This window comes from Anaeromyxobacter sp. SG17 (assembly GCF_022690695.1).
In the GTDB taxonomy this organism is placed as follows: domain Bacteria; phylum Myxococcota; class Myxococcia; order Myxococcales; family Anaeromyxobacteraceae; genus Anaeromyxobacter; species Anaeromyxobacter soli.
This window is the reverse complement of record NZ_JALCYX010000024.1, coordinates 1-23,885: the sequence shown is the minus strand read 5'-3', so window position 1 is coordinate 23,885 and position 23,885 is coordinate 1. Positions and strand designations below refer to the sequence as shown.

The 23,885-nt window shown below is 72.7% G+C and carries 17 protein-coding genes; 6 read left to right on the top strand and 11 right to left on the bottom strand.

Annotation, left to right across the window (positions count from 1 at the left end):
• Nucleotides 1-18 precede the first annotated feature (18 nt).
• The 9 genes from gspG to rho all read right to left on the bottom strand — a co-directional run bounded on the left by gspG (nucleotide 19) and on the right by rho (nucleotide 11,027).
• Nucleotides 19-432, bottom strand: coding sequence for a type II secretion system major pseudopilin GspG (gspG, locus tag MNY60_RS11280; RefSeq protein WP_242355899.1), 414 nt, complete (start codon nucleotides 430-432; stop codon nucleotides 19-21).
• Between the two features lie 2 nt (nucleotides 433-434).
• Entirely contained in the window at nucleotides 435-1,664 is a 1,230-nt protein-coding gene (gspF, locus tag MNY60_RS11275) for a type II secretion system inner membrane protein GspF (protein WP_242355897.1), read from the bottom strand.
• Between the two features lie 3 nt (nucleotides 1,665-1,667).
• Nucleotides 1,668-3,464 (bottom strand): type II secretion system ATPase GspE, encoded by a 1,797-nt coding sequence (gene gspE / locus MNY60_RS11270; protein WP_242360628.1) that lies wholly within the window; start codon nucleotides 3,462-3,464, stop codon nucleotides 1,668-1,670.
• A gap of 34 nt (nucleotides 3,465-3,498) precedes the next feature.
• Complete coding sequence (gspD, locus tag MNY60_RS11265; RefSeq protein ID WP_242360627.1) at nucleotides 3,499-6,234, bottom strand: type II secretion system secretin GspD; 2,736 nt, start codon at nucleotides 6,232-6,234, stop codon at nucleotides 3,499-3,501.
• Nucleotides 6,235-6,254: 20 nt separating this feature from the next.
• Nucleotides 6,255-7,286: a type II secretion system protein GspC gene (gspC, locus tag MNY60_RS11260; RefSeq protein WP_242339631.1), complete on the bottom strand. Its 1,032-nt coding sequence runs from the start codon at nucleotides 7,284-7,286 to the stop codon at nucleotides 6,255-6,257.
• A gap of 146 nt (nucleotides 7,287-7,432) precedes the next feature.
• Nucleotides 7,433-8,857 carry a sigma-54 dependent transcriptional regulator gene (locus MNY60_RS11255; RefSeq protein WP_242339633.1) on the bottom strand — a complete coding sequence of 475 codons (1,425 nt, stop codon included), beginning with the start codon at nucleotides 8,855-8,857 and terminating at the stop codon, nucleotides 7,433-7,435.
• 58 nt (nucleotides 8,858-8,915) lie between these two features.
• Nucleotides 8,916-9,086: a hypothetical protein gene (locus MNY60_RS11250; RefSeq protein ID WP_242339635.1), complete on the bottom strand. Its 171-nt coding sequence runs from the start codon at nucleotides 9,084-9,086 to the stop codon at nucleotides 8,916-8,918.
• Nucleotides 9,087-9,208: 122 nt separating this feature from the next.
• Complete coding sequence (gene rpmE, locus MNY60_RS11245) at nucleotides 9,209-9,580, bottom strand: 50S ribosomal protein L31 (RefSeq protein ID WP_242339637.1); 372 nt, start codon at nucleotides 9,578-9,580, stop codon at nucleotides 9,209-9,211.
• A 133-nt stretch (nucleotides 9,581-9,713) separates the two neighbouring features.
• Nucleotides 9,714-11,027: a transcription termination factor Rho gene (rho, locus tag MNY60_RS11240; RefSeq protein ID WP_242339639.1), complete on the bottom strand. Its 1,314-nt coding sequence runs from the start codon at nucleotides 11,025-11,027 to the stop codon at nucleotides 9,714-9,716.
• 292 nt (nucleotides 11,028-11,319) lie between these two features.
• On the opposite strand from rho, the gene ligA reads away from it, so the two are divergent.
• From ligA to MNY60_RS11210, 6 genes are all read left to right on the top strand, one after another.
• Nucleotides 11,320-13,419: an NAD-dependent DNA ligase LigA gene (gene ligA, locus MNY60_RS11235; RefSeq protein ID WP_242355893.1), complete on the top strand. Its 2,100-nt coding sequence runs from the start codon at nucleotides 11,320-11,322 to the stop codon at nucleotides 13,417-13,419.
• Nucleotides 13,419-13,700, top strand: coding sequence for an acylphosphatase (locus MNY60_RS11230; protein WP_242360626.1), 282 nt, complete (start codon nucleotides 13,419-13,421; stop codon nucleotides 13,698-13,700). The genes ligA and MNY60_RS11230 overlap by 1 nt, the downstream gene beginning before the upstream one ends.
• Nucleotides 13,701-13,909: 209 nt before the next feature.
• Nucleotides 13,910-16,600, top strand: coding sequence for a TIGR03960 family B12-binding radical SAM protein (locus MNY60_RS11225; RefSeq protein ID WP_242355891.1), 2,691 nt, complete (start codon nucleotides 13,910-13,912; stop codon nucleotides 16,598-16,600).
• A 188-nt stretch (nucleotides 16,601-16,788) separates the two neighbouring features.
• Nucleotides 16,789-19,134, top strand: coding sequence for an Rne/Rng family ribonuclease (locus MNY60_RS11220; RefSeq protein ID WP_242355890.1), 2,346 nt, complete (start codon nucleotides 16,789-16,791; stop codon nucleotides 19,132-19,134).
• A gap of 5 nt (nucleotides 19,135-19,139) precedes the next feature.
• Complete coding sequence (locus MNY60_RS11215; RefSeq protein ID WP_242355889.1) at nucleotides 19,140-20,441, top strand: YhjD/YihY/BrkB family envelope integrity protein; 1,302 nt, start codon at nucleotides 19,140-19,142, stop codon at nucleotides 20,439-20,441.
• A 147-nt stretch (nucleotides 20,442-20,588) separates the two neighbouring features.
• Nucleotides 20,589-20,948 carry an HU family DNA-binding protein gene (locus MNY60_RS11210; RefSeq protein ID WP_242341495.1) on the top strand — a complete coding sequence of 120 codons (360 nt, stop codon included), beginning with the start codon at nucleotides 20,589-20,591 and terminating at the stop codon, nucleotides 20,946-20,948.
• A gap of 80 nt (nucleotides 20,949-21,028) precedes the next feature.
• On the opposite strand, the gene MNY60_RS11205 is transcribed toward MNY60_RS11210, so the two are convergent.
• Together MNY60_RS11205 and MNY60_RS11200 are read right to left on the bottom strand one after the other, a co-directional pair.
• Nucleotides 21,029-23,053 carry a flagellar biosynthesis protein FlhA gene (locus MNY60_RS11205; protein ID WP_242360625.1) on the bottom strand — a complete coding sequence of 675 codons (2,025 nt, stop codon included), beginning with the start codon at nucleotides 23,051-23,053 and terminating at the stop codon, nucleotides 21,029-21,031.
• Nucleotides 23,050-23,885 (bottom strand): EscU/YscU/HrcU family type III secretion system export apparatus switch protein (locus MNY60_RS11200; protein ID WP_242360624.1); only part of this gene is annotated, 836 nt, incomplete at its 5' end. The genes MNY60_RS11200 and MNY60_RS11205, both read right to left, overlap by 4 nt.

Below are 23,885 nucleotides of genomic sequence, written 5' to 3'. Positions count from 1 at the left end.
GAGGTCGGGGAGACGTCCTCAGTAGTTGACGATGTCGTCCTCGGTGCCGGGCTGGCCGTCCGGCCCGTTCGACTTCACGTCGAAGCCGTCCGGGTTCTTCTGGCCGGGGTAGAGGTAGACGTAGTCGTGCTTCCACGGATCCTTGATGGAGCCGTCCGGCTGGTTCGCCTTGAGGAACCCCTCCTGGATGAGGATGCGCAGGCCCTCCTCCGTGGTGGGGTAGCGGCCGCGCATCACGCGGAACGCGTCGACCCCCTGGTTGGCGATGTTCTGCACGTCGGTCGTGGCCTTCTTGATCTCGGCCTCCTTCTGCCGGCCGATGACGTTCACGGCGACGGCGGAGGCGATGAGGCCGATGATCACGAGGACCACCATGATCTCGATGAGGGTCATGCCACGCGCGGCGGCGCGGGCGAGCTTCGCGGACTTCACGGTCAGCCTCCTACGAGGTTGTTGATCTGGAGGATCGGCATGAGGACGGAGAAGACGATGAAGGCGACGACGCCGCCCATCGCGACGATCATCACCGGCTCGAGCAGCGACGTGAGCGCGGCGATGGTCGTCTCGACCTGGTCTTCGTAGGCGTCGGCGACGTTCGCGAGCATCTCCTCCAGCGCGCCGGAGCGCTCGCCGATCGCGACCATGTGGTGCACGAGCGGCGGGAACTCGCCGGAGCGCTTGAGGGGCGCGGCGATGGACTCACCCTCGCGGATGGCGTCGCGGGCCTGCTCGATGACCTCCGCGAGGCGCGTGTTCCCGAGGATGTTCTTCACGATGTCCATGGCGGTGAGGAGCGGGACGCCGCTCTTGAGCAGCGTCGAGAGCGTCCGCGCGAACCGGCCGATGGCGATCTGCCGGATGATGGGGCCGAAGATGGGCGCCCGGAGCGCGGCGCGATCCCAGGCGGCGCGCCCGGCCGGCGTCCGCCGCCAGCGCGCCAGGCCGTAGACCGCCGCCACGCCGGCGAGCAGGATCGCCCACCACCAGCGCGACGCGAACGACGAGATGCCGATGGTCACCTGGGTGTACCAGGGGAGGGTCGCGCTGGTGTTCTCGAAGATCGAGGTGATCTTCGGGATCACGACGGTGAAGAGGATGCCCATGATCCCGGTCCCGATGACCATCATCGCGATCGGGTAGGCCATCGTGCCCGCGATCTTGGAGCGGAGCCGCGCCTGGCTCTCGGTGAACTCGGCGAGCCGCACGAGGACGATCTCGAGCGCGCCCGAGCTCTCCCCGGCGCGGATCATGTTCACGTAGAGCGTGGAGAAGACGCGCGGGTGGACGGCCAGCGCGTCGGCGAGGGAGCTGCCCTCGTTGACCCGCTGCTTCACGTCGCCGAGCACCCGCTTCAGCCGCTCGTGCTCGACCTGGTCGACGAGGGCGGTGAGGGCCTCGACGAGCGGGATGCCGGCGTGCGCGAGCACGGCGAGCTGCCGGGTCGCGACGGCGAGGTCGCGCGCGCCGACGCGCCCGAGCACCCAGCGGCGGACGTTCACCTCGCGCTTCGCCTGCTCCTTCGCCTGCGCCTCGCCGAGCACCTCGGTGAGGAACACGCCCTCGCGGCGGAGGTTCGCGCGGAGCGTCTTCGGCGAGTCCGCCTCCTTGAGCCCCTGCACCGCCTTGCCGGCGGCGTTGAGCGCCTTGTACTGGAAGACCGGCATGGCCTAGTGGAGGTCCTCGGCGGTCACGGAGAGCACCTCGGCCGCCGTGGTGATGCCGCGGGCGACCTTGTAGGCGCCGTGCTCGAGCAGGGTGACCATGCCGTGGTGGACGGCGGCCTTCTTGATGGTGGTGGAGTCGACGTTCTTGAGGACGAGCTGGCGGACGTCGTCGTCCACGAGCATGAGCTCGTAGATCCCGGTGCGGCCCTGGTAGCCGGTGTTCTGGCAGGCCGGGCAGCCCCGCGCCTTGAACACGGCCTGCGGGCTCCCCGCCTTGCGCCAGATGGCGTCGGTGAGGCCCACCTGCGCGCGCTCCTCCTGCGTGGGGACGTACGGGACGCGGCACTCCGGGCAGAGCACGCGCACGAGCCGCTGCGCGAGGACGCCCACGAGCGACGACGCCACGAGGAACGGCTGCACGCCCATGTCGACGAGGCGGGTGATCGCGCCGGCGGCGTCGTTCGTGTGGACGGTCGAGAGGACGAGGTGGCCGGTGAGCGACGCCTGGATCGCGATCTCCGCGGTCTCCAGGTCGCGGATCTCGCCGACCATGATGACGTCGGGATCCTGGCGGAGGAACGAGCGGAGCCCGCCGGCGAAGGTGAGCTCGATCTTCGGGTTCACCTGCACCTGACCGACGCCCTTGAGCGGGATCTCGACGGGGTCCTCGATGGTGAGGATGTTCAGGTCGGGCGAGTTGATCTGGGCGAGCGCGGCGTAGAGCGTCGTGGTCTTGCCGCTGCCCGTGGGGCCCGTCACGAGCACGATCCCGTGCGACCGCGTGATGAGCCCGTCCATGATCTTGCGCTGCCAGTCCTCGAACCCGAGCTGGCCGAGGTCGAGCACCACGTTCGACTTGTCGAGGAGGCGCATCACGATCCGCTCGCCGTTCGCGGTGGGCACGGTCGAGAGGCGGATGTCGACGTCCTTGCCCGCGATCTTGATGCGGATGCGGCCGTCCTGCGGGAGGCGCTTCTCGGCGATGTTGAGCCCGCCCATGATCTTGATGCGGCTCGAGATGGACGCCTGGAAGCGCTTCGGGGGGCGGATCACCTCGCGCAGCACGCCGTCGATGCGGTAGCGGACGGAGATGTCCTTCTCCTCCGGGTTGATGTGGATGTCGCTCGCGCGCTCCTTCACCGCGCGGAAGAGGAGCGAGTTGACGAGGCGGATGATGGGCGCCTCGTCGTCCGCGTCGAGGAGGTCGGTCGGCTCCTCCAGCTCGTGCGCGACCGACTCGAGGTCCTCGGTCTCGAGGTCCTCCATGAGCCGCTCGTGCTCGTCGGCGGCGCGGTCGTAGACCGCGTTGATGGCGTCGACGACCACCGCGCCCGGCACGACCTCCGGCGCGATCGCCGCGCCGAGGAGCATCGCGAGCGAGTCCTGCGCGGCCGTGTCGAGCGGGTCCGCCACCGCGACGCGCACCGCGTCGCCGTCGTGGCCCACCGGCAGCACCCGCGCCTGCTTCGCGAAGTTGATGGGCACCTTCTTCAGCAGCTCGGGCGGGATCCGCTCCGGGTCGATCCGCTCCAGGAACGGGAGGTCGAGCTGCGCCGCGAGCGCGCGGAGCACCGCCTCCTCGCTCACCGCGTGGGCGCGGACGAGGATCTCGCCGAGGCGCATCCCCGCGTGCTCGCCGCGCTGCGCGAGGAGCGCCTCCTCGAGCCGCTCCGGCGCGATCACGCCGGTGACGACCAGGATCTCCCCGAGCGGCCTCCCGCAGAGCCGAGCGGGCGCGGCGCCGGGGAGCGGCGGCGGGACGGGGAGGCGGACTGCGTCGATGCGGGCTTCGTCGGACATGGCAGATCTCGTGCAACGGGCGCGGCGCGTCCGATCATTCCTCCGGCGGCTGCGGCTGCGGTTGCGGCTGCTGGGGCTGACCCGCCGGCGGCCCACCGCCGTACGGCGGTGCGGGGGGCGCGGCCTCGCCCGGCGCGGGCGCCTCGGGCTGGACCTCGAGCCGCTCCCCGGCGCTGGGCTCCCCGCCGCCGGGCGCGACGCCGGACTCGGGCTCGGTCGGCGCGCCGTCCTGCTCACCGGGCGTCGCGGGTGCCCGCTCGGGACGGGGCGCTCCGGTCGGCGGCGCGATGAGCCGCTCGCCCGGCGCGCCCGTGCCACCGTTCTCGAGCTTCAGGGACTCCTCCGAGACGCCCGCCCGGATCTTCGAGTACGGCCCGGCCTTGCGCGTGAAGTCCACCGCGACCTGGTAGCTCGGCTGCCGTCCGTAGAACTGCTCGATGAAGTCCTGCTGCTCCTTGCGCTTCCGCTCGTAGATGCGCCGGTAGTCCGTCTCGTCCCGGATGATGTACGGCGTGAGGAAGAGGAGCAGGTTCGTCTTCTGCTTCGTGGTGGTCGTGTCGCGGAAGAGCCAGCCGAAGATCGGCAGGCTGCCGAGGACCGGGATCTTCTTGACGCTGCGGACGTTCCGCTCCTGGATGAGGCCGCCGATGACGATGGTGCTCTGGTCCTTCGCCACGATGAGCGTCTTCGCGCTGCGCTTCGCGGTCGTGGGGCCGAGCTGCGTGTCCCGGTCGACGATCTCCTCGGTCTGCTCCTCGATCGCCAGCCGGACGTTGCCGCCCTCGTTGATCTGCGGCTTGATCTTGAGCCGGAGCTCCACGTTCTGCCGCTGGATCGGCGCGTAGAGCGAGGAGAGCCCGCCGATGCCGAGCGTCGAGCCGAGCGCCGACGTCCCGCCGGTGGTCCCGGACAGCAGGTTGGAGAGCCCCTGCGGCGCGAAGCCCGCCTGGAACGGCACGTTCTGTCCGACCGTGATCTCCGACTCCTCGTTGTCCGAGGCGAGGATGTGAGGGGTCGACAGCACGTTCACGTCCGAGCTCGACTGCAGCGCCTGGACGAGGATCCCGAGCGACGGGAGCTTCACGCCGAGGAGATCCTCGACGACCCCGGAGGAGGGGCCGTTGAAGCCGGTCAGGAACCCGCCGAGCGAGATGACGTTGTTGAGGTTGAAGGAGGAGACGCGCCCCGGCTCCGACGCGAGCGGGATGAAGCCCTTCTCGCCCTTGTAGTCCACCGGGACGACGCCGTGCGCCCCCACGCCGAACTGGGTCGAGTCGTTGAGGTTCACCTCCATGATCACGGCCTCGACGAACACCTGCCGGCGCGGCCGGTCGAGCTTCTCCACGAGCCGCTGGATGGCCTGGAAGTCGGCGCCGCTCGCCTGCACGAGGAGGGCGTTCTGCGCCTTGTCCGCGGTGACCTTCACGTCGCCGCTGAAGAGCGACGCGGTCACGTCCGAGGCGCCGCCCGGGCGCGCGGACGGCGGCGCCCCGGGCTGCGTGCCCATGGCGGTGGGGACGGGCGTCGGCGAGAGCCCGCCGGGCGCGCCGGGAGCGCCGGGCGCGGTGGTGCCGGTGCGCTTCCCGGCCGCCGTGCCCTGGGCGAGGTTCGACAGCGTCTGCGCGAGCTCCTCCGCGTTCGCGTTCTTGAGGAACACGACGTGGATGCCGCCCTCCGCGCTCGTCGGCACGTCGAGCTGCTCGATGAGCTCCATGAGCCGCTGGAAGCTCTTCTCGTCCGCGATCACGATGAGCTTGTTCGTCCGCTCGTCGGGGAGGACCTTGGAGACCGACACCTCCACGGAGCCGGACACGTCCGGGGCCGCCTGCGGCGGGCGCGGCGGGATCGCGCCCGGCCGGGCCGGCGAGGTCGGCGAGGAGAGCACGGTGCGGCTCCGCCCCGCGCCGCGCGCGCCGCCCTGCTGCGCCTGGAAGATCTGGTTCACCTTGTCGGCGATGTCCTTCGCCGACGCGAAGCGGATCTGCACGATGCGCACGAGCTCGCCCGCGCCGGCGCGGTCGATCGCCTCGATGAGCCGCTCGATGCGCCGGATGTTGAGGCCGATGTCCGTGACGATCAGCATGTTGGGCGGGATCGCCTGGATGTCCGCGCCCTGGGGCGAGATGAAGTTCCCCATGATCCCGCGGAGCTGATCGGCGTCCGCGAAGTTCAGGCGGATCACCTTCGTGATCGGCTGCTCGCTGTACGGCGTCGCCTGATCGCCCACGTAGGTGGGGATCGGGTTCTTCTTCGCGTCGGCGGTCCGGACGAGCTTGAAGTACTTGCCCGTCGGGTACACGCTGATGTTGTTCGAGTTGAGCGCCGCGATGAACGCCGCGTACGCCTCCTCCGCGGTCACCGGCGTCTTCGAGAGGAGCGTGATCTTCCCGCGCGCCACGTCCTCCGTGAACATGAAGTTCCGGCAGGTCCAGCGGCTCGCCTGCTCGAGCACGTCGGCGATGTCGGCCTTGTTGAACTGCAGCATGAAGCGCCCCTGCATCGGGACGCAGCGCTCCGCGGGGCGGAACGTCTGCGGCTGCTGGGGCTGCTGCGCCGCCGGGCGGGCCGGGCGCCCGTTCTGGCCCTGCGCCGCGGGGGGCGTCACGGGGGGCGTCACGGGGCGTGGCGCGCCGGGCGTGGCCGTCGCGGGCGGGCGGGGGGGCGCGGGGCGCGGGCCGGCGGTGTCGCCGCCGGGGGGAGGACGGATCGGCACCTGCGCGGAGACGAGGGCCGGGACGAGGACGAGCAGCGTGGCGAGGCGGTTGCGCATGGAAGGCTTTCGACCCTGCGTCACGGGCCGCTGATGGAGTACTCCTTGCGGATGACCTGTCCCCCGCGCTCCAGCTCGATCGTCACGCGCTGTGACTCGCGCAGCTTCTGATAGAGCTCGAGCGCCTTCTCGGGGGAGTTGATCTCGTATCCGTTCACCCGCTGGATGACGTCGCCGTTCTCGATGCCGATCGAGGCGTAGAGCGAGTTGGGCTGGATGGAGAAGAGCTTGAACCCGTTCGCGGCGCCGTTCTTGAAGGACGGCACGATGCGCGCCTGGGTCGCGATGGTGTTGAGGTTGCCGAGCGTCGAGTCGATGACGCCGCGCTCGATCTCGTACTTGTTCTGGCCGACCTCGCGCACGCCCTCCATGGGCGCGCGGCCGCCCGGCGCGGGCCCCCCGCGCGTCGGCGGCGGCACCGGCGCGAAGCCGAGGTTGCCGGAGGCCTCGCCGCCCGAGGCGAACGCCGAGCCGCCCTCGAAGTCGAGGTACTCCTTCGTCCCCTTGTTGCAGACGATGGCGACGAGGCGGAACCCGTTCCCGGTGGCGTCCGCGTCGTCCCGCACGCGCTCGAGCCCGAGGAGCCTCGCTCCGCCGACCTCGTCGCCCACGCCGACGACCTTCGCCTCGCGCGTGTTGAGGTCGAGGATCGTCGCGAGGGACTGGCGCGCCCGCTCGGCGATGACGCCGACCACGAGCTGCAGGCGGAGGTCGCTCTTCGTCGGCGCGGCGTGCGGATCGTCGCAGTTCTGGGGGGCGAGCGGCGCCTGCGCGACGTCGGCCTCCACCTCGCGCGGCGGCTCCTGTCCGATGAGCTTGAAGAGCTTGTCGACGTCGAGCGTGGCGGGGAGGGTGGGGCGCGGCGGCGCGGTGGGGAGGCTCGCGACGTCCGCCCGGGGCTCCGGACGGATCGCGGCGCCCGCGAGCGTGTTCACCGTCTTGGCTGCGAGCCACGCCGCCACGAACAGCAGCGCGAGGTTCGCCGTCCAGGCGTACTTGCGGAAGAAGAGGTCGAGCATGGGAGCGCCGCGCGGGGAGGGAGCAACGGCCATGCCACGCCCTCGTGCCGGATACCCTGGTCAACCCCTGGATGCCACAGGGAAATCCCGGCTGCTCGCCCACCGCACCGGCGGCGTGGCGGCGCTGGATGCCAATTTGGCAAACGCGACCCGCGGGAGCTGGAGTCGCTGCCAGTTTGTCAGCGCTCGGCGTCCGGCTCGTCGCCCCCCGGAACGGGCTCGACGAGGCGCCCCTCCTCGTCCCGATCGAGCTTCCGGTAGATCGTCCGGGCGGCGATGCCGAGGAGCTGGGCGGCGAGGTTCTTGTCGCCGCGGGTGTGCTCGAGCGTGCGGCGGATCACCAGCCGCTCGATCTCGTCGAGCGTCGTCCCGAGGGGCACGGCGAGCGTGGCCGGGGCGGCCGCCGGCGCGCCGGCCGGGCCCGCCGCGGCCCGCACCGCCTCGGGCAGATCGCCGAGCTCCACCGCCTCGCCGCGCGTGAGGATCACCCCGCGCTCGACGGCGTGCAGGAGCTCGCGGACGTTGCCCGGCCAGGCGTACCGCTCGATCGCCGCGACCGCCGCGGGCGAGAACCCCGAGATGGGCTTCGCGTTCGCCTCGGCGAAGCGACGCAGGAACGCGCCCGCGAGCAGCATCACGTCCTCCCGCCGCTCGCGGAGCGAGGGCAGGCGCACCGACACCACGTCGAGCCGGTAGAACAGGTCCTCGCGGAAGCGCCCCGCCTTCACCTCCGCCGCGAGGTCCTTGTTCGTCGCGGCGACGACGCGCACGTCCACCCGGAGGGGCTCGGTGCCGCCGACGCGCTCGAGCACCCCGTCCTGCAGGAAGCGGAGGAGCTTCACCTGCACCGACGGCGACATCTCTCCGACCTCGTCGAGGAACAGGGTCCCGCCGTGGGCGCGCTCGAAGCGCCCCTCCTTGCGGGCCGCGGCGCCGGTGAACGCGCCCTTCTCGTGCCCGAAGAGCTCGGACTCGAGCAGGCTCTCCGGGATCGCCGCGCAGTTGATGGGGACGAACGGGCCCGCGGCGCGCGGGGAGAGGTCGTGCACGAGCCGCGCGGCGAGCTCCTTGCCCGTGCCGCTCTCGCCCGCGAGGAGCACGGTCGCGGAGGTCGGGGCCGCCTGGCGGAGCGTGTCGAGCACGGCGCGGAACGCGGGCGCGTTGCCGAGGAGCCCGCCCACCGCGCCCGAGGAGAGCTCGGCGAGCTGCGCGCGCAGCGCGCGGTTCTCCGCGACGAGCGAGGCGCGCTCGATCGCCTGCCGGACCGACTTCACGATCGCGTGCCGCTTCACGGGCTTCGTGATGAAGTCGTAGGCGCCCTCCTTCATCGCGGCGACCGCGGTCTCGACCGTCCCGTAGGCGGTCATGAGCACGACCTCGGTCTCGGGCGAGAGCGCCTTCACCGCCCGGAGCAGCTCCTCGCCGCTCATGCCGGGCATCATGAGATCGGTCACCACCGCGGAGACGCGCTCGCGCCGCAGCACCTCGAGCGCGGCGGCCCCGCTCTCCGCGAGCGCGACGCGCCAGCCCTCGCGCTGGAAGATCCGCGCGAGAGAGTCGAGGTTGGGCTTCTCGTCGTCGACGATGAGGACGAGCGGGGTCACCGGGCGAGGATAGCAGCGCGGAGGGCCTGGGGCCCACGTGCGCGCGGCGCTTCGGTCGTCAGGGCGCGGGCGGCGCCGCGGCGGGGGGCTGGGCGGGGCGGGCCGTGGCGGGCTGCGGACGCACGCCGAGCGTCACGCGCAGCTCGTCGCCGTAGAGCGCGATCGCCCCGGCGGCGAGCGCGACGAGCGCCCCGGTGATGACCGCGTACTCGACGAGTCCCTGCCGCACGACGGCGACCTGTAGACCGTCCCCCCGTGCGCGTTCAAGGTGCGGGGTGTGCCCACCCCTGAAATGCGAGAGGCGGCGCCCGGGGGGACGCCGCCTCGTCGCTGCACCGGAGCTCTCGAGGGCTACTCGCCCTTCGCCTCGGCGGCCGGCTCGGCGGGCGCCGCCTCGGCCTTGGGCTTCGCCGACTTGCCCGCCTTGGCGCGCTTCGCCGCGCGGTTCTCCTTCGGCGCCTCGGCCTTCTTGGCCGGCTCCGCCTTGACGGGCTCGGCCTTCTTCGCCGCCTCGGCCTTCGCGGGCGTCGCCGCGTAGCGGGTCTTGAACTTCTCGATGCGGCCCGCCGTGTCCATGATCTTCTGCTTGCCCGTGAAGAACGGGTGGCACTGGGCGCAGATCTCGATGTGGAAGTCGCCGCGCGTCGAGCGGGTCTCGATGACGTTCCCGCACGCGCAGGTGACCTTCGCGGGCTTGTAGTCGGGGTGGAGCGCTTCCTTCATGGTGACCTCGGGGCCGCTTGCATCGGGCAGGTCTGCCGATGGTCCGGGCCCGGTGATGATGATGTGGAACTGGGCGATCTAGTCGGATCGGGGGGTTGCGTCAACCCCGGCGTGCGCGCGCCGCCTCGGGCGCCTACTTGCCCCCGCCCACCATCATCTTGAAGAACTCCTCGTGGTTCTTCACCTGGCGGAACTTGTCGAGGATGAACTTCATCGCCTCGACGTTGTCGAGGCCGTTCAGGATGGTCTGGCGCAGGATGTAGATCTTCGAGAGCCAGTCGGCCGGCAGGAGCAGCTCCTCCTTGCGCGTGCCGCTCTTCCCGATGTCCATGGTGGGGAAGATCCGCTTCTCCATCATCTTGCGGTCGAGCACGATCTCGGAGTTCCCGGTGCCCTTGAACTCCTCGAAGATCACCTCGTCCATGCGGCTGCCGGTGTCGACGAGCGCGGTGCCGATGATCGTGAGCGAGCCGCCCTCCTCGATGTTGCGGGCCGCGCCGAAGAAGCGCTTGGGCTTGTGGAGCGCGTTCGAGTCGACGCCGCCGGAGAGGATCTTGCCGGAGGGGGGGACGACCGAGTTGTAGGCGCGGGCGAGGCGGGTGATCGAGTCGAGCAGGATCACCACGTCCTTCTTGTGCTCGACCAGCCGCCGCGCCTTCTCGATCACCATCTCGGCGACCTGCACGTGCCGCGTGGCGGGCTCGTCGAAGGTCGAGGCGACGACCTCGCCCTTCACGGTCCGCTCCATGTCGGTCACCTCCTCGGGCCGCTCGTCGATGAGCAGCACGATGAGGGTGCACTCGGGGTGGTTCGTGGTGACCGCGTGCGCGATGTTCTGGAGGAGGACCGTCTTGCCGGCGCGCGGCGGCGAGACGATGAGGCAGCGCTGGCCCTTGCCGATCGGCGAGAACAGGTCGACGACCCGGGTCGTCATCTCGTTCGGATCGTGCTCGAGCGCGAGGCGCTCGGTCGGGTAGAGCGGCGTCAGGTTGTCGAAGAGGACCTTCGACTGGTTCTCCTCGGGCTGCTCGCCGTTGATCGAGTCCACCCGGAGGAGCGCGAAATACCGCTCCCCGTCCTTCGGCTGGCGCACCGTCCCGCGCACGGTGTCGCCGGTGCGCAGGTTGAAGCGGCGGATCTGGGAGGGCGAGACGTAGATGTCGTCCGGACCGGGCAGGTAGCTGAAGTCGGGGCTGCGCAGGAAGCCGAAGCCGTCGGGGAGCACCTCGAGCGTGCCCTCGCCGCCGACCTCCATGTCCTCCTTCTTCTCCTCGGCGACCTTCGACTGGGCCTGGAGGATCGCGAAGATGAGGTCCTGCTTCTTCATCGCCCCCGCCGCCTCGATCTCCAGGCTGCGGGCGAGCTTCGCGAGCTCCGCAACCTTCATGTGCTTGAGATCGGTGAGGCTCGACGGGGGAGACGCGGCGGGCTGAACGGCGGCGGGCATGTCTGTCTCGGGGAGGCGGGGCGCCCGGTCGGGAGGCGCGCGGCGCGACTGCGTGCGGTCTCGTGAGGAAACCGGAGGAGAGGCAGGAAACCTATGCGGCCCGTCCCGAGGTGTCAACGGCGCGGCCGGCCGCCGCCCGCTCCGGTCGAGGGCGCCCCGCGCGGCGCCCCGGGGCGCCCCGGCAGGCTCGGGAGTCCCGCGGGCGTCGCGGTTCACCTCGAGCGCGCCTTCGCGAGGCGCGCGCGCCAAGAAGCGATTGAAAGAGGGGCCCGTCGGTCGTAATCCTGGCGCCATGCCGGCCGATGCCGACAGGGACGCCGCCGCCGTCCGCGCCGCGGAGCTCCGCGCGCGGATCCTCTCCGCCGATCACGCCTACTACGTCCTCGATCGACCGGTCCTCTCCGACGCCGAGTACGACAGGCTCGTGCGCGAGCTCGCCGAGCTCGAGGCGGCTCACCCCGAGCTCGCCACCTCCGACTCGCCGACCCAGCGGGTGTCGGGCACGCCGAGCGAGCGGTTCGAGCGGGTCGTCCACCGCGAGCCCATGCTCTCGCTCGGGAACATCCAGGCCGACGAGGAGCTCGACGAGTTCGACGCGCGCGTGCGCCGCCTGCTCGGGCTCGGCGAGGAGGTCCGGGTGGGCTACGTCGCCGAGCCGAAGCTCGACGGGCTCGCGGTCGAGCTCGTGTACGAGCGCGGCCGCCTCGTCCAGGGCTCGACCCGCGGCGACGGCGTGAACGGCGAGGACGTCACGGCGAACCTGCGCACGGTCGGCCGCACGGGCGCGAACCGGGGGATCCCGGAGCGGCTCCTCGGCGAGGTCCCGCCGCGCGTCGAGGTGCGCGGCGAGGTGCTCCTCTTCAAGGAGCACTTCGAGGCGATGAACCGGCAGATCCTCCGCGCGGGCGGCGAGCCGTTCGCGAACCCCCGCAACGCGGCGGCGGGGTCGCTCCGCCAGCTCGACTGGCGCGTGACCTCGCGCCGTCCGCTCTCCTTCATCGCCTACGAGGCGCTCGTGCCCGGCGCGGAGCCCGGCGGCGCGCGCGCCGCGCCCGGCGCGTGGCGCACGCACATGGAGAAGATCGAGGCGCTCGGGCGCTTTGGCTTCGAGACGAACCCGGCGAACGCGCGCTGCGACGGCATCGCGGAGGTGAAGGCCTACCGCGATCGCATGGCGCAGGGGCGCTTCGCGCTCCCGTACGACACGGACGGCGTCGTGGTGAAGGTGGACGACCTCGACTGGCGGCGCCGGCTCGGCGCGGCGTCCAAGTTCCCGCGCTGGGCGGTGGCCTACAAGTACCCGCCGCAGGAGGAGGCGACGCGCATCCGGCGCATCTGGGCCTCGGTGGGGCGCACCGGGATCCTCACGCCGGTCGTGGACTTCGAGCCCGTCCGGCTCTCCGGCGCGATGGTGTCCCGCGCGACGCTGCACAACGAGGACGAGATGCGGCGCAAGGACGTCCTCGAGGGAGACTGGATCCTCGTGCGCCGCGCGGGCGAGGTCATCCCCGAGGTCGTCATGCCGCTCAAGGAGCGGCGCACCGGGGAGGAGCGCCCGTTCACGTTCCCGACCGCGTGCCCGGTCTGCGGCGCGAAGGTGGTCCGCGAGGAGGGGGAGAAGGTCTACCGCTGCACCGGCGCGGCCTGCCCCGCCCAGCTCGTCGGGCGGCTCACCCACTTCGCCCAGCGCCGCGCCATGGACGTGGACGGGCTCGGGGACAAGCTCGCCGCCGGGCTCGTCGAGCGCGGCCTCGTCCGCGACTTCGCGGATCTGTACGGCGTCCCCTTCCGCGCCTTCCAGGAGCTGTTCAGCCGGCCGCGCAAGGAGGAGCGGGACGCGAAGGCCGAGCTCCCGGAGAAGAGCGCCCAGAACATGCTCGACGCCCTCGAGCGCTCGAAGGACACGACGCTCCGCCGCCTGCTCTTCGCGCTCGGGATCCCGCAGGTGGGCGAGGCGACGGCGGCCACGCTCGCGCGCCACTTCGGCGACCTCGCGCGCTTCATGGACGCGAGCGAGGAGGAGCTCCTCGCGGTGCGCGACGTCGGCCCGGAGACCGCGCGCGAGATCCGCGCCTGGACCGCCGAGCCGCAGAACCGGCGCGTGGTGGAGCGGCTCCTCGAGGCGGGCGTGAGGCCCGCGCAGGAGGCGATCGAGGCCCGCGGCCCGTTCGCGGGGAGATCGGTGGTCCTCACCGGCGGGCTCGCCGCCATGAGCCGCGACGACGCGAAGGCCGAGATCGAGCGGCGCGGCGGCAAGGTGTCGGGCAGCGTCTCGCGCAAGACCGATCTCGTCGTCGCCGGCGAGGACGCCGGCTCGAAGCTCGAGAAGGCGCAGTCGCTCGGGGTCAAGGTGGTGGGCGAGGCGGAGTTCCTGCGGATGCTGGAGGAGTGATGGCCGAGCTCGTTCGCGCGCACATCCTCGTGAGCGGGGACGTGCAGGGGGTCTCGTTCCGGCAGGCGACCGTGGACGAGGCGCGCCGGCTGGGGATCCACGGCTGGGTGAGGAACGTGGCGGACGGGCGCGTCGAGGCGGAGGCGGAGGGCGAGCGCGCGAAGGTGGAGGCGCTCGTCCGCTGGTGCGGGCGGGGGCCGCCGGCGGCGCGGGTCGAAGGGGTCCAGGTCTCCTTTAGGCCGCACGCGGGCGACCTCGGGCCGTTCGCCGTCCGCCGCTGAGAGCGTCGAGGCGCCGGGAGGGGATCGGTTCACGGCCTCTCGAGGCGCCGTCGGGGCGGGCGCGTCCCCGGTCGGACCTTCGCCTCGAGCGTTGCCGCCGGCGGCGCGGGTGTGCTACGAACGCCAGCCCTGCCGGATTCGTCAGTCGGATCCGGGAGTTCCACACGACGTTGGGCGAGGCGCGGTTCGAACCCGCGGCCCGGCGAACCATGACGACCCCCTACGCGAACCTCCCGTCCGCGCTCGACGAGCTCGTGCTCGCCGCGCAGAAGCCGTCCCGCTACGTCGGCGGCGAGTTCGGCAGCGTCACCAAGGACCTGTCCGCCGCGCGCGTGCGCTTCGCGCTCGCGTTCCCGGACACCTACGAGGTCGGCATGTCCAACCTCGGGTTCCGGCTCCTCTACCACCTGTTGAACGACCGGCCCGAGATCGCCTGCGAGCGGGTGTTCCTGCCCTGGCCCGACATGGAGGGCATGCTCCGCGCCCGCGGCGTGCCGCTCTTCACGCTCGAGTCGCGCGCGCCCGTCCGCGCGTTCGACCTGCTCGGCGTCACGCTGCAGTTCGAGCTCGCCTACACGAGCGTGCTCGCGATGCTGGACCTCGCCGGCATCCCGCTCCACGCCCGCGAGCGCGGCGACGGGGATCCCATCGTGGTGGGCGGCGGCCCCTGCGCCTTCAACCCGGAGCCCGTGGCCGACTTCTTCGACTGCTTCGCCGTGGGCGAGGGCGAGGAGGTCGCGCTCGAGATCGCCGACGCGGTCGCGGACAGCGGGTTCCGGCGCGGCGGCGCCTCGCGCGCGGAGCTGCTCCGCAGGCTCGCGCGCATCCCCGGCGTGTACGTCCCGTCGCTGTTCCGCCCCCGCTACGACCCCGCGACGCGCACGCTCGTCGAGCTCGAGCCCCTCGTGCCGGGCTACGAGAAGATCGAGCGGCGGGTGATGCCGGACCTGAACGCGCTCCCGACGACCGCGTACACGCGGCCGCTCGTGCCGTTCATGCAGACGATCCACGACCGGCTCCCCATCGAGCTGCAGCGGGGCTGCACCCGCGGCTGTCGCTTCTGCCAGGTCGGCATGATCACGCGCCCGACCCGGCAGCGCGACCCGAAGCAGGTCCTGCGGCTCGCCGAGACGGGGCTCGACGCCTCCGGCTACGAGGAGGTGGGGCTCCTGTCGCTCTCGTCGGGCGACTACGCGCCGCTCAACGGGATGCTCGACGACTTCCTCGCCCGCTGGGAGGGCGAGAAGATCGCGATGAGCCTGCCGTCCCTGCGCACCGAGACGATGAACGACTCGCTCGCGAAGAAGATCGCGCGGATCCGGAAGACCGGCTTCACGCTCGCGCCCGAGGCCGCGACGGAGCGGATGCGCGCCGTCATCAACAAGGGCAACCGCGAGGAGGACCTGCTCCGCGCCGTCGAGTCGGTGTTCCAGAACGGCTGGTCGCTCCTCAAGCTCTACTTCATGATCGGGCTCCCCGAGGAGCGGGACGAGGACGTCGTCGCGATCGCGGAGCTCGCGAGGAGGTGCCTCGCCACGGCGCGCCGGGCGCTGCCGAAGGGGCAGGGCTCGGCGGCGATCCACCTCGGCGCCTCCACCTTCGTGCCGAAGCCCTTCACGCCGTTCCAGTGGGAGCCGATGATCCCGCCCGAGGAGACCCGGCGGCGCCAGGCCCTCATCACCGCCGCGCTCGGCGGCCGGAACGGCGCGATCCAGTTCAAGCCGCACGACTCGCGCCAGTCGTCCATCGAGGGGGCCCTCGCCCTGGGCGACCGGCGCGTGGCGACGGCGGTGCTCGCCGCCTACCGCAGCGGCCAGCGGCTCGACGGGTGGTCGGAATGGTTCGACGAGGGACGCTGGCTCGCCGCGTTCGAGGCGTGCGAGCGCGAGCACGGCGTCGGCCTCGACTGGTTCGCGCACCGCCGCCGCCGGCTCGACGAGGTCCTGCCGTGGGACCGGATCGACTGCGGCGTGACGAAGCCCTACCTCGCGAAGCAGCTCGCCGCGGCGCGGAACCTCGCCGAGGTGGAGGACTGCGTGCTCGCCCCGTGCAGCGTGTGCGGCGCGTGCGACTACGAGGTCGTGAAGAACCGGACCTACGAGGCGAGCGAGTACGTCCCCGAGCCGCCCCGGCCGCCGCGCCCGCCCGAGCCGGCGCTCCGCACGCGGGTGCGCGTCCGCTGGGCGAAGCTCGGCCGGCTCGTGGCGCTCTCGCACCTCGAGACGATGCACACCCTCCTGCGCGCCATCCGCCGCGCGGGGCTCCCGGTCGTCTACTCGCAGGGCTTCCACCCGAAGCCGCGCGTCTCGTTCGGCCCGGCGCTCGCCGTGGGCGTCGAGAGCCAGGCGGAGTTCATGGATCTCGAGCTGGCCGGCGAGCTCGACCCCGCCGAGGTCGCCGCCCGGCTCGCTCCGGAGCTGCCGAAGGGGCTCGAGGTGCTCGACGCCCAGCGGGTGGAGGCGAGCGCGCCGTCGATTTCCGAATCACTCCGCGCCGTCCATTATCGCGTGGAGTTCGAGGGGGATGGCTGGGATGAGGTGACCCTTTCGGATCGCGTGGCGGGGTTCGGGGAGGCCGACCAGGCGGTCGTCACCCGGGCGCCCCCCCCCAAGAGCCGGGGGCGTCGGCGACAGAAGGTCGCGGAGACGAAGGGAAGAGAGATAGACTTGAAAGAAATTGTGACCCACCTGGCCGTCGAAGGCCCGGGGACGGTCGCGTTCAGTTTGCGGGCGGATCCCTCCGGGAGCGCGAAGCCAGCCGAGGTGCTGGCGGCGATCTTCGGCGACGGGGAGCCGCCCAGGGGAGTGAAGGTTTTGAAGGAAGGCGTCAGCTTCGCGAGGGCGGGCGAGGGTCAGGATTCTGGCCGTCAGCCGCGCGCGCCTCGCTACCTGGACGCCTGAACTACAGCGCGCCCCGCAGCGCCGCGACGAACCGCGGCCGCCGGGCGCGAGGAGCGCGACGCTTTGAGCGGAAGCTCGACAGCCGATCCGAGACGCCCGGCACCGCCCGGACGCTCGCGGTCGCGGCCCATCGTGATGACGGGCCTCGCTCTCCCCGCGCCTTCCCGGGGCGAGAGAGGACCATCGCCATGGCGGGCAACAGCATCCTCGTGATCAACGCGGCCGGCGCGGAGACTCGCGTCGCCCTCGTCGAGAACAACACCATCCACGAGTACTACCTCGAGCGAAAGCGCGAGAAGGGGATCGTCGGCAACATCTACAAGGGCAGGGTGGTTCGCGTGCTCCCGGGCATGCAGGCCGCCTTCGTCGACATCGGGCTCGACAAGGCCGCGTTCCTGTACGTCGGGGACGTCTACGGCGACCCCGAGTTCTCGGAGGAGTTCGAGCTCACCGAGGGCGAGCACCGCGTCGAGGTGCCGGAGGTGCCCACCGAGCAGGAGGCGGAGGCGGAGGAGGCGCGCGCGCGCGCCGTGTCCTCCGAGCCGCCGGCCGCCACGCCGGTGCCCATCGCCGAGGAGGCGCCGCTCGCCATCGGCGAGCCGGCCGCCGGGACCGACGAGGCGGCGCGCGCCTCCGCGGAGGCGGTCGCCGCTCCGCTCACGCCGGAGCCCACCGAGGCGGCCCCGGCGGCCGCGGAGGTCCCCGACGTCGCGAGCAGCGCCATCGACGCGCCGCCGGCGCCGCTCACGCCCATCCCGCTCACGCAGGAGATCGGCATGGCGGCGGTGCCGCAGCCGCCGCCCCTGCCCGTGCCGCCCCTCGCGGACGTGCCCGCCGAGACCCCGGCGGCCGAGCTCGCGGCGCCCACCCCGCCGCCCGTCGTGGCCGCGCCCGAGGGCGCCGCCCCGCTCGCCGACCGGATCCAGGCGCCGCGCGAGAAGGCCGACGCGCGCGAGGCCAAGTCCGACCGCGAGCCGCGGGAAGGCAGGGGCGACCGCGACCGGGAGCGCCGCCGCGATCGCGACGATCGCGGGCGCCGCGAGGGCCGCGAGGGTCGGGATCGGGAGAACCGCGAGGGCCGCGAGGGCCGCGAAGGCCGCGGCCGCAACGGCCACGACCGCGAGAAGCGCTCCAAGGAGCCGAAGAACATCCAGGACCTCCTGAAGGAGGGCCAGGAGGTGATCGTCCAGGTCGCGAAGGATCCGATCGGGACGAAGGGCGCGCGCATCACGAGCCACATCTCGCTGCCCGGGCGTCACCTCGTGTTCATGCCCACGGTCGATCACATCGGCATCTCGCGCCGCATCGAGAAGGACTCCGAGCGGCGCCGGCTGCGCGACATCGTCGATCGCATGCGGCCGGACGGGACCGGCTTCATCGTCCGCACCGTGGCGGAGAACGTGGAGGCGGCGAAGCTCGAGGCCGACATCCGCTTCCTCATCCAGGTCTGGAACGAGATCATCCGCACGAAGGACAAGGTCTCCGCGCCGGCGCTCCTCCACGGCGACCTCGACCTCATCCTCCGCGCGACGCGCGACCTCTTCACCGCCGACGTCGGCAAGCTCGTCATCGACGATCGCGACGAGTACGAGCGGATCCTCCGCTTCGTGCACGAGCAGGCGCCGCACCTCGAGAGCCAGATCGAGTACTACCGCGGCGAGGAGCCGATCTTCGACGCGTACGGCATCGAGCAGGAGCTGAAGCGCGCGAGCCAGCGCAAGGTCTGGCTGAAGAGCGGCGGCTACATCATCATGGACCAGGCGGAGGCGCTCACCGCCATCGACGTCAACTCGGGCCGCTACGTCGGCAAGAAGAACCTCGAGGAGACGATCACCAAGATCAACGTCGAGGCCGCGAAGGAGATCGTCTACCAGCTCCGCCTGCGGAACATCGGCGGCATCATCATCATCGACTTCATCGACATGGACAAACCCCAGAACCGCGACAAGGTCTTCAAGGCCTTGCAGGACGCGCTGGGGCGGGACAAGGCGAAGACCAACGTCCTCAAGATCTCCGAGCTCGGGCTCGTCGAGATGACGCGCAAGCGCGTGCGCGAGTCGGTCACGCGCGTGATGAACGAGCCCTGCAGCTACTGCGAGGGCAAGGGGCACATCAAGTCGAAGATCACGATCGCGTACGAGATCTTCCGGGAGATCCGCCGCGAGGCGGTTCACTTCCCCGAGCCCGTGCTCGTGGTGAACGCCCACCCCGAGGTCGCGCGCATCCTGCAGGGCGCGGAGCGCGAGGAGCTCCGCTACCTCATGGATCGCTTCAACAAGACCATCGAGGTGAAGGCGCAGTCCGGGTATCACCAGGAGCAGTTCGACATCTACGGCCGCCAGCAGCGCGGGGATCAGCCCCGCGAGCGGGAGCGCGAGCGCGGGCGCGGCCGGGACCGCGGCGGGGATCGCGGCGGTGATCGCGACCGCGGCGGCGATCGCGGCGGGCGCGGCCGGGCGCCGGAGGAGCCGCAGGCCTCGGCGCCGTCGGACGCCGCGGGCAGCGCCGGCGGCTCTGGCGGCGAGGAGCGCTGACGAGGATGACCGGCCCGGCGGAGACGCGGGAGCGCGTGGTCCGCCTCCTCCGGGCCGGCTGGAGCGCCGTCGGGACCGCCCTGCGGGTCCTCGACAGCGACGCCGTGCGCCTGCGGGCCATGGCGCTCACGTACATCACGCTGTTCGCGCTCGTCCCGGCCCTCGTCGTCGCCTTCTCGGTGGTCCAGGCCTTCACCGGGATGGAGAAGATCTCCGAGCTCGTCCACGAGTTCCTGATCTCCAACCTGGCCGTCGGCGCGCGAGACACGCTCGAGCCGTACCTCCAGCGCTTCGTGACCAACGCGCACGCGACGAGCGCCGGGATCGTGGGCGGCGCGCTCCTCGTCTGGTCGGCGATCTCCCTCTTCACGAACGTCGACGCCGCGCTGAACGACATCTGGGGCGTGCAGCGCCGGCGCCCGATCGCGCAGCAGGCGGTGATCTACTGGATGGGGATCACCCTCGGGCCGCTCCTGCTCGCGGGCTCGCTCACGCTCGCCGCCACCGGCCGCGCGTTCCTCGCGAGCAGCGGCTTCCGCGCGCTCGCGGTCGCGGGCGGTGCCCTCCTCACCTGCACGTTCTTCTCGCTCATCTACCTCCTCGTCCCCTACACGAAGGTCCGCATCAAGTCGGCCGTGATCGCCGGCCTGGCCGCGGGCGTCGCCTGGGAGCTCGCCAAGTGGGGTTACGCGCTCGGGATCGGCGGCATCGTCCGGTACCACGCGATCTACGGCTCCGTGGCGGCGATCCCGATCTTCATCTTCTGGCTGTTCGTCTCCTGGACGATCCTCCTCTTCGGCGCGCGCCTCGCGTTCGTGATCCAGTACGCGACCGCGCTCATCCACGGGGCTCCGCAGCCGTCGTCGCCGACCGGCAAGGAGATCCTCGCGGGGCAGGCCATGCTCCAGATCGCGAGGGCGTTCGACCGGGGAGAGCCCGCGCCCGACGCGGGCGACGTGGCGAGCAGGCTCGGCTCGGGCGCCGAGGAGGCCGGGGAGGTCCTCGCGGCGCTCAGGAACGCGGGGCTCGTCGTCTCCCTCACGGATGGGGGGCTCGTCCCGTCGAGGCCGCTCGAGCGGCTGACGTTGCTCGACGTGCGCCGGGCCATCGTGGGGCGCTCGTCCGACCTCCCCCACTCCCGGGGGCCGGTGGCGGGGATCGTCCGCGAGATCGAGGAGCGGGCGGAGGAGCGCCTGGCCGCAGTGGATTTCCGCGCGCTGTGCGAACAAAAGCCCGCCGCGCAGGCCTTGCCGGCGCCGGCTGCTCCCCCCGGGGAAGCGGGCGAGCTGCCGGCGCGGCGCGCGTAGTCAGGGGCGCGATTCGCGCCGCTCCAGTGCGCAGAACTGCGCATGCCGTTGGAACCCTTGCTGATTTCGGAGGCTTCGGCTAGGCTCCCCTCAACCTCGAGGGGCTTGCCGAGCCTTGCGGGCCCTCAGCTTTCGTCCGGAGTGCCGATGCTGAAGTCGGATCTCATCAACATCCTCGTGGTCAAGCGCGGCGTCACGCAGAAGCAAGCGGAGTCCACGATCGAGACGATCTTCGACTCGATGAAGGACGCGCTCTGTCGCGGAGAGAACATCGAGATCCGCGGCCTCGGCGCCTTCCACGTGAAGCACTACGACGGGTACCAGGGCCGTAACCCCAAGACCGGAGAGGTGATTCCGGTGAAGCCGAAGCGCGGGATCCTGTTCCGCACCGGCAAGGAGCTCCGGGATCGCGTGAACCGCCCGGAGGCGCTCGCGAAGCCGCTCGAGCCCGACGACGAGGACGAGGGCAACGACGACGGCACCCCGCCGGTTGCCGCCGGCGCCTGAAGCTCGGCGCTCTCCCGGTGGCAAGCTCGCGGGCCGCGGCCAACCTGCCGCGGCCCGGCGCGTTTTTGGGATCGCTCCGCTCAGGCCGCGAGGGCGAGCCGCCCCACCGGACGGACCTCTTGCTCGGGCGGGAGCTCGTCGAAGGTGAGCACCGCGACCTGCGGAAAGCGCGGCGCAACGAGTCCGCGCAAAGCCCGCCGGACGTCCGCACTCGCAAGGATCACGGGCGCTTCGGCGCCGCCGCGTGTCTCCGCGTCCAGCGCGTCGAGCAGCGCGCGCGCGTCGGAGGGGTCGAGGGCGAGCGCCTCACCGGCGAGGGCCTCGCGGATCGCGCGCTCGGCGGCGGGATCGACGAGCAGCGCGGCGAGCGGGCCACCCCGGCCGAAGCGATGCGCGATGTGGCGCCGGAGCGATCGGCGGCACGCCTCGGCGAGCGCTGCCGCGCCGCGCGCGGGCCCGCCGGCCTCGAGCATCGCCTCCAGGATCGTCCGCAGCGGCCGGATGGACACGCCCTCCTCGACGAGCCGGCGCAGGACCTCGGCGAGGAGCGCGGGCGGGAGCTGGCGGCCCGCCTCGCGGACGAGCGCGGGCGCGGTGGGCTCGAGCGCGTCGAGGAGCGCCTGCGCCTCCTGCACGCCGACGAGGTGATGCGCCGCGCCGCGCAGCGCTCCGCCCGCCTCGGCGACGATCCGCTCGAGGTGGCCGAGCACCGGCCCGAGCGCGGACGCGCGGGCGGCGTCCGCGGCGGCGACGAGCGCCGCGGGGCGGCCGCTCGCGGGGTCCGTCGCCGCCGTCGCCCCGACGCCGACGAGCGCGAGCTCCTCGGGCGCCACGAGCGCGAGGAGCTCGCCCTCGGGAGCGGAGCCCGACGCGACCGGAACGTCGTCGACGAGGAGCGACCAGCCCGCGCGCGGGAGCGGGGCGGGACGCAGGACCACGCCGGGGACCTGCACCCCGAGCTCGCGCCAGAGCTGGTCGCGGAGCGCCGCGAGCGCCTCGCGCATCGTCCGCCCATCTTCCGCGCGCGCGGCCGCCACGAGGTCGTCGGCGAGCTCGAGGACGACCGGCGCGGGCGCGGCGAAGGGATCGGCGGGGCCCGCGGCCGCCTCGGCGGGGACGGCGGCGGAGCGCCGCGCGCGCCGGCGGGCGAGCTGGAACGCACCGCCCGCCGCGGCGGCGGAGAGCGCCGCGAAAGGCGCCGCCGGGAGGCCGGGGGCGAGCGCGAGGGCCGCGAGGAGGGCAGACACCGTCCCGAGCGCCGCCGGCTCGGCCGCGAGCTGCCGGCCGATCTCGCCGCCGAGCGAGCCGCCCTCGTCCTCGGCGGCCACCCGCGTGACGGCGACCCCGGCCGAGACCGCCACGAGGAGCGCGGGGAGCTGCGAGACGAGGCCGTCGCCGATGGCGAGGAGGGCGTACCGGCGCGCCGCCGCACCGACGTCCATCCCGCGGAGCGCGCCCGCCACGAGCCCGCCGGTCACGTTCACGAGGACGATCGCGACGCCCGCGATGGCGTCGCCCTTCACGAACTTGAGCGCGCCGTCCATCGCGCCGTACAGCTGGCTCTCCCGCTCGAGCGCCCGGCGCCGCCGGCGCGCCTCGCCCGCGTCGATCGCGCCGGCGCGCACGTCCGCGTCGATCGCCATCTGCTTGCCGGGGAGCGCGTCGAGCGTGAAGCGCGCCGCGACCTCCGCCACGCGCTCCGCGCCCTTGGCGACGACGAGGAGCTGCACGAGCGTGAGGATGGCGAAGACGACGGCGCCCACGACGTAGTTGCCCTGCACGACCACCCGCCCGAACGCCTCGATGACGCGCCCGGCGTCCCCGCGCGAGAGGACGAGGCGCGTCGACGAGACGTTGAGCGCCAGGCGGAACAGGGTCGTGAGGAGCAGGAGGGTCGGGAAGCTCGCGAACCCGAGCGCGTCCCGCGCGAAGAGCGTCACGACGAGGATCGTCGCCGCCACCGCGAGGTTCAGGGCGAGGAGCGCGTCGAGCGCCGCGGGCGGGACGGGCGCGACGAGCAGGACCACGACGGCGAGGACCGCGACGGCGAAGGCGGCGTCGCCGGCGCCGCGGACGCGGGTGAGGATCGAGTGCAGGCGGGTCATGGCGTCTCCGTGTGGCCGTACAGGTGGGCGAGGACCGCGGCGGCGGCCTCGTAGAGCTCCTCCGGGATCTCGTCGCCGACCTCGGCGAGGCGGTGGAGCGCGCGCGCGAGCGGCACGTCGCGAACGATCGGCACGCCCGCGCGCCGCGCCGCGGACCGGATGCGGGCGGCGGCGAGCCCGGTGCCCTTCGCGACGAGCCGGGGCGCGGCCTCGCCGTCGCGATCGTGGCGCAGCGCCACCGCGACGTGGGTCGGGTTCACGACGACGACCGTCGCCCGCGAGACCGCGCCGGCCTCGAGCAGCGCGCGGTGCAGGCGGCGGCGCTCCGACAGGTGCGCGGGGTCGCCCTCGTCCTCCTTGTGCTCGCGGCGGACCTCGTCCCGCGTCATGCGGAGCGCGCGCCGGTGGCGGAAGCGCGCGAGCGCGAGATCGGCGAGCCCGAGGAGCGCGTAGGCGACCCCGAGCCGCACGGCGAGCCCGAGGAGGAGCGGCGTCGCGCCCCAGAGCGCGCGCGCGTCGAGGCGGGAGAGGCCCGCGAGCGCCGGCGCGGCCGCGCGGAGCCACGCCAGGGCGATGGCGAGCAGGACCGCCCCCTTGGCGAGCCCGAGCGGGACGGCGAGCAGGCTCGCCGGCGAGAGCAGGCGGCGCAGCCCCGCCATCGGGCTCACGCGCTCGGCCCGGGGCGCGAGCGCGCCCGGCGCGAAGGTGAAGCCCGCCTGCAGCGCGCCGGCGATGGCGGCCGCCGCGAAGGCGCCGACGGCCGGAAGGAGCGAGAGGCGCGCGACGGCGGCGAGCCCGGCGTGGAGCGCCGCGGCCGGGACGGCGGCGGGGT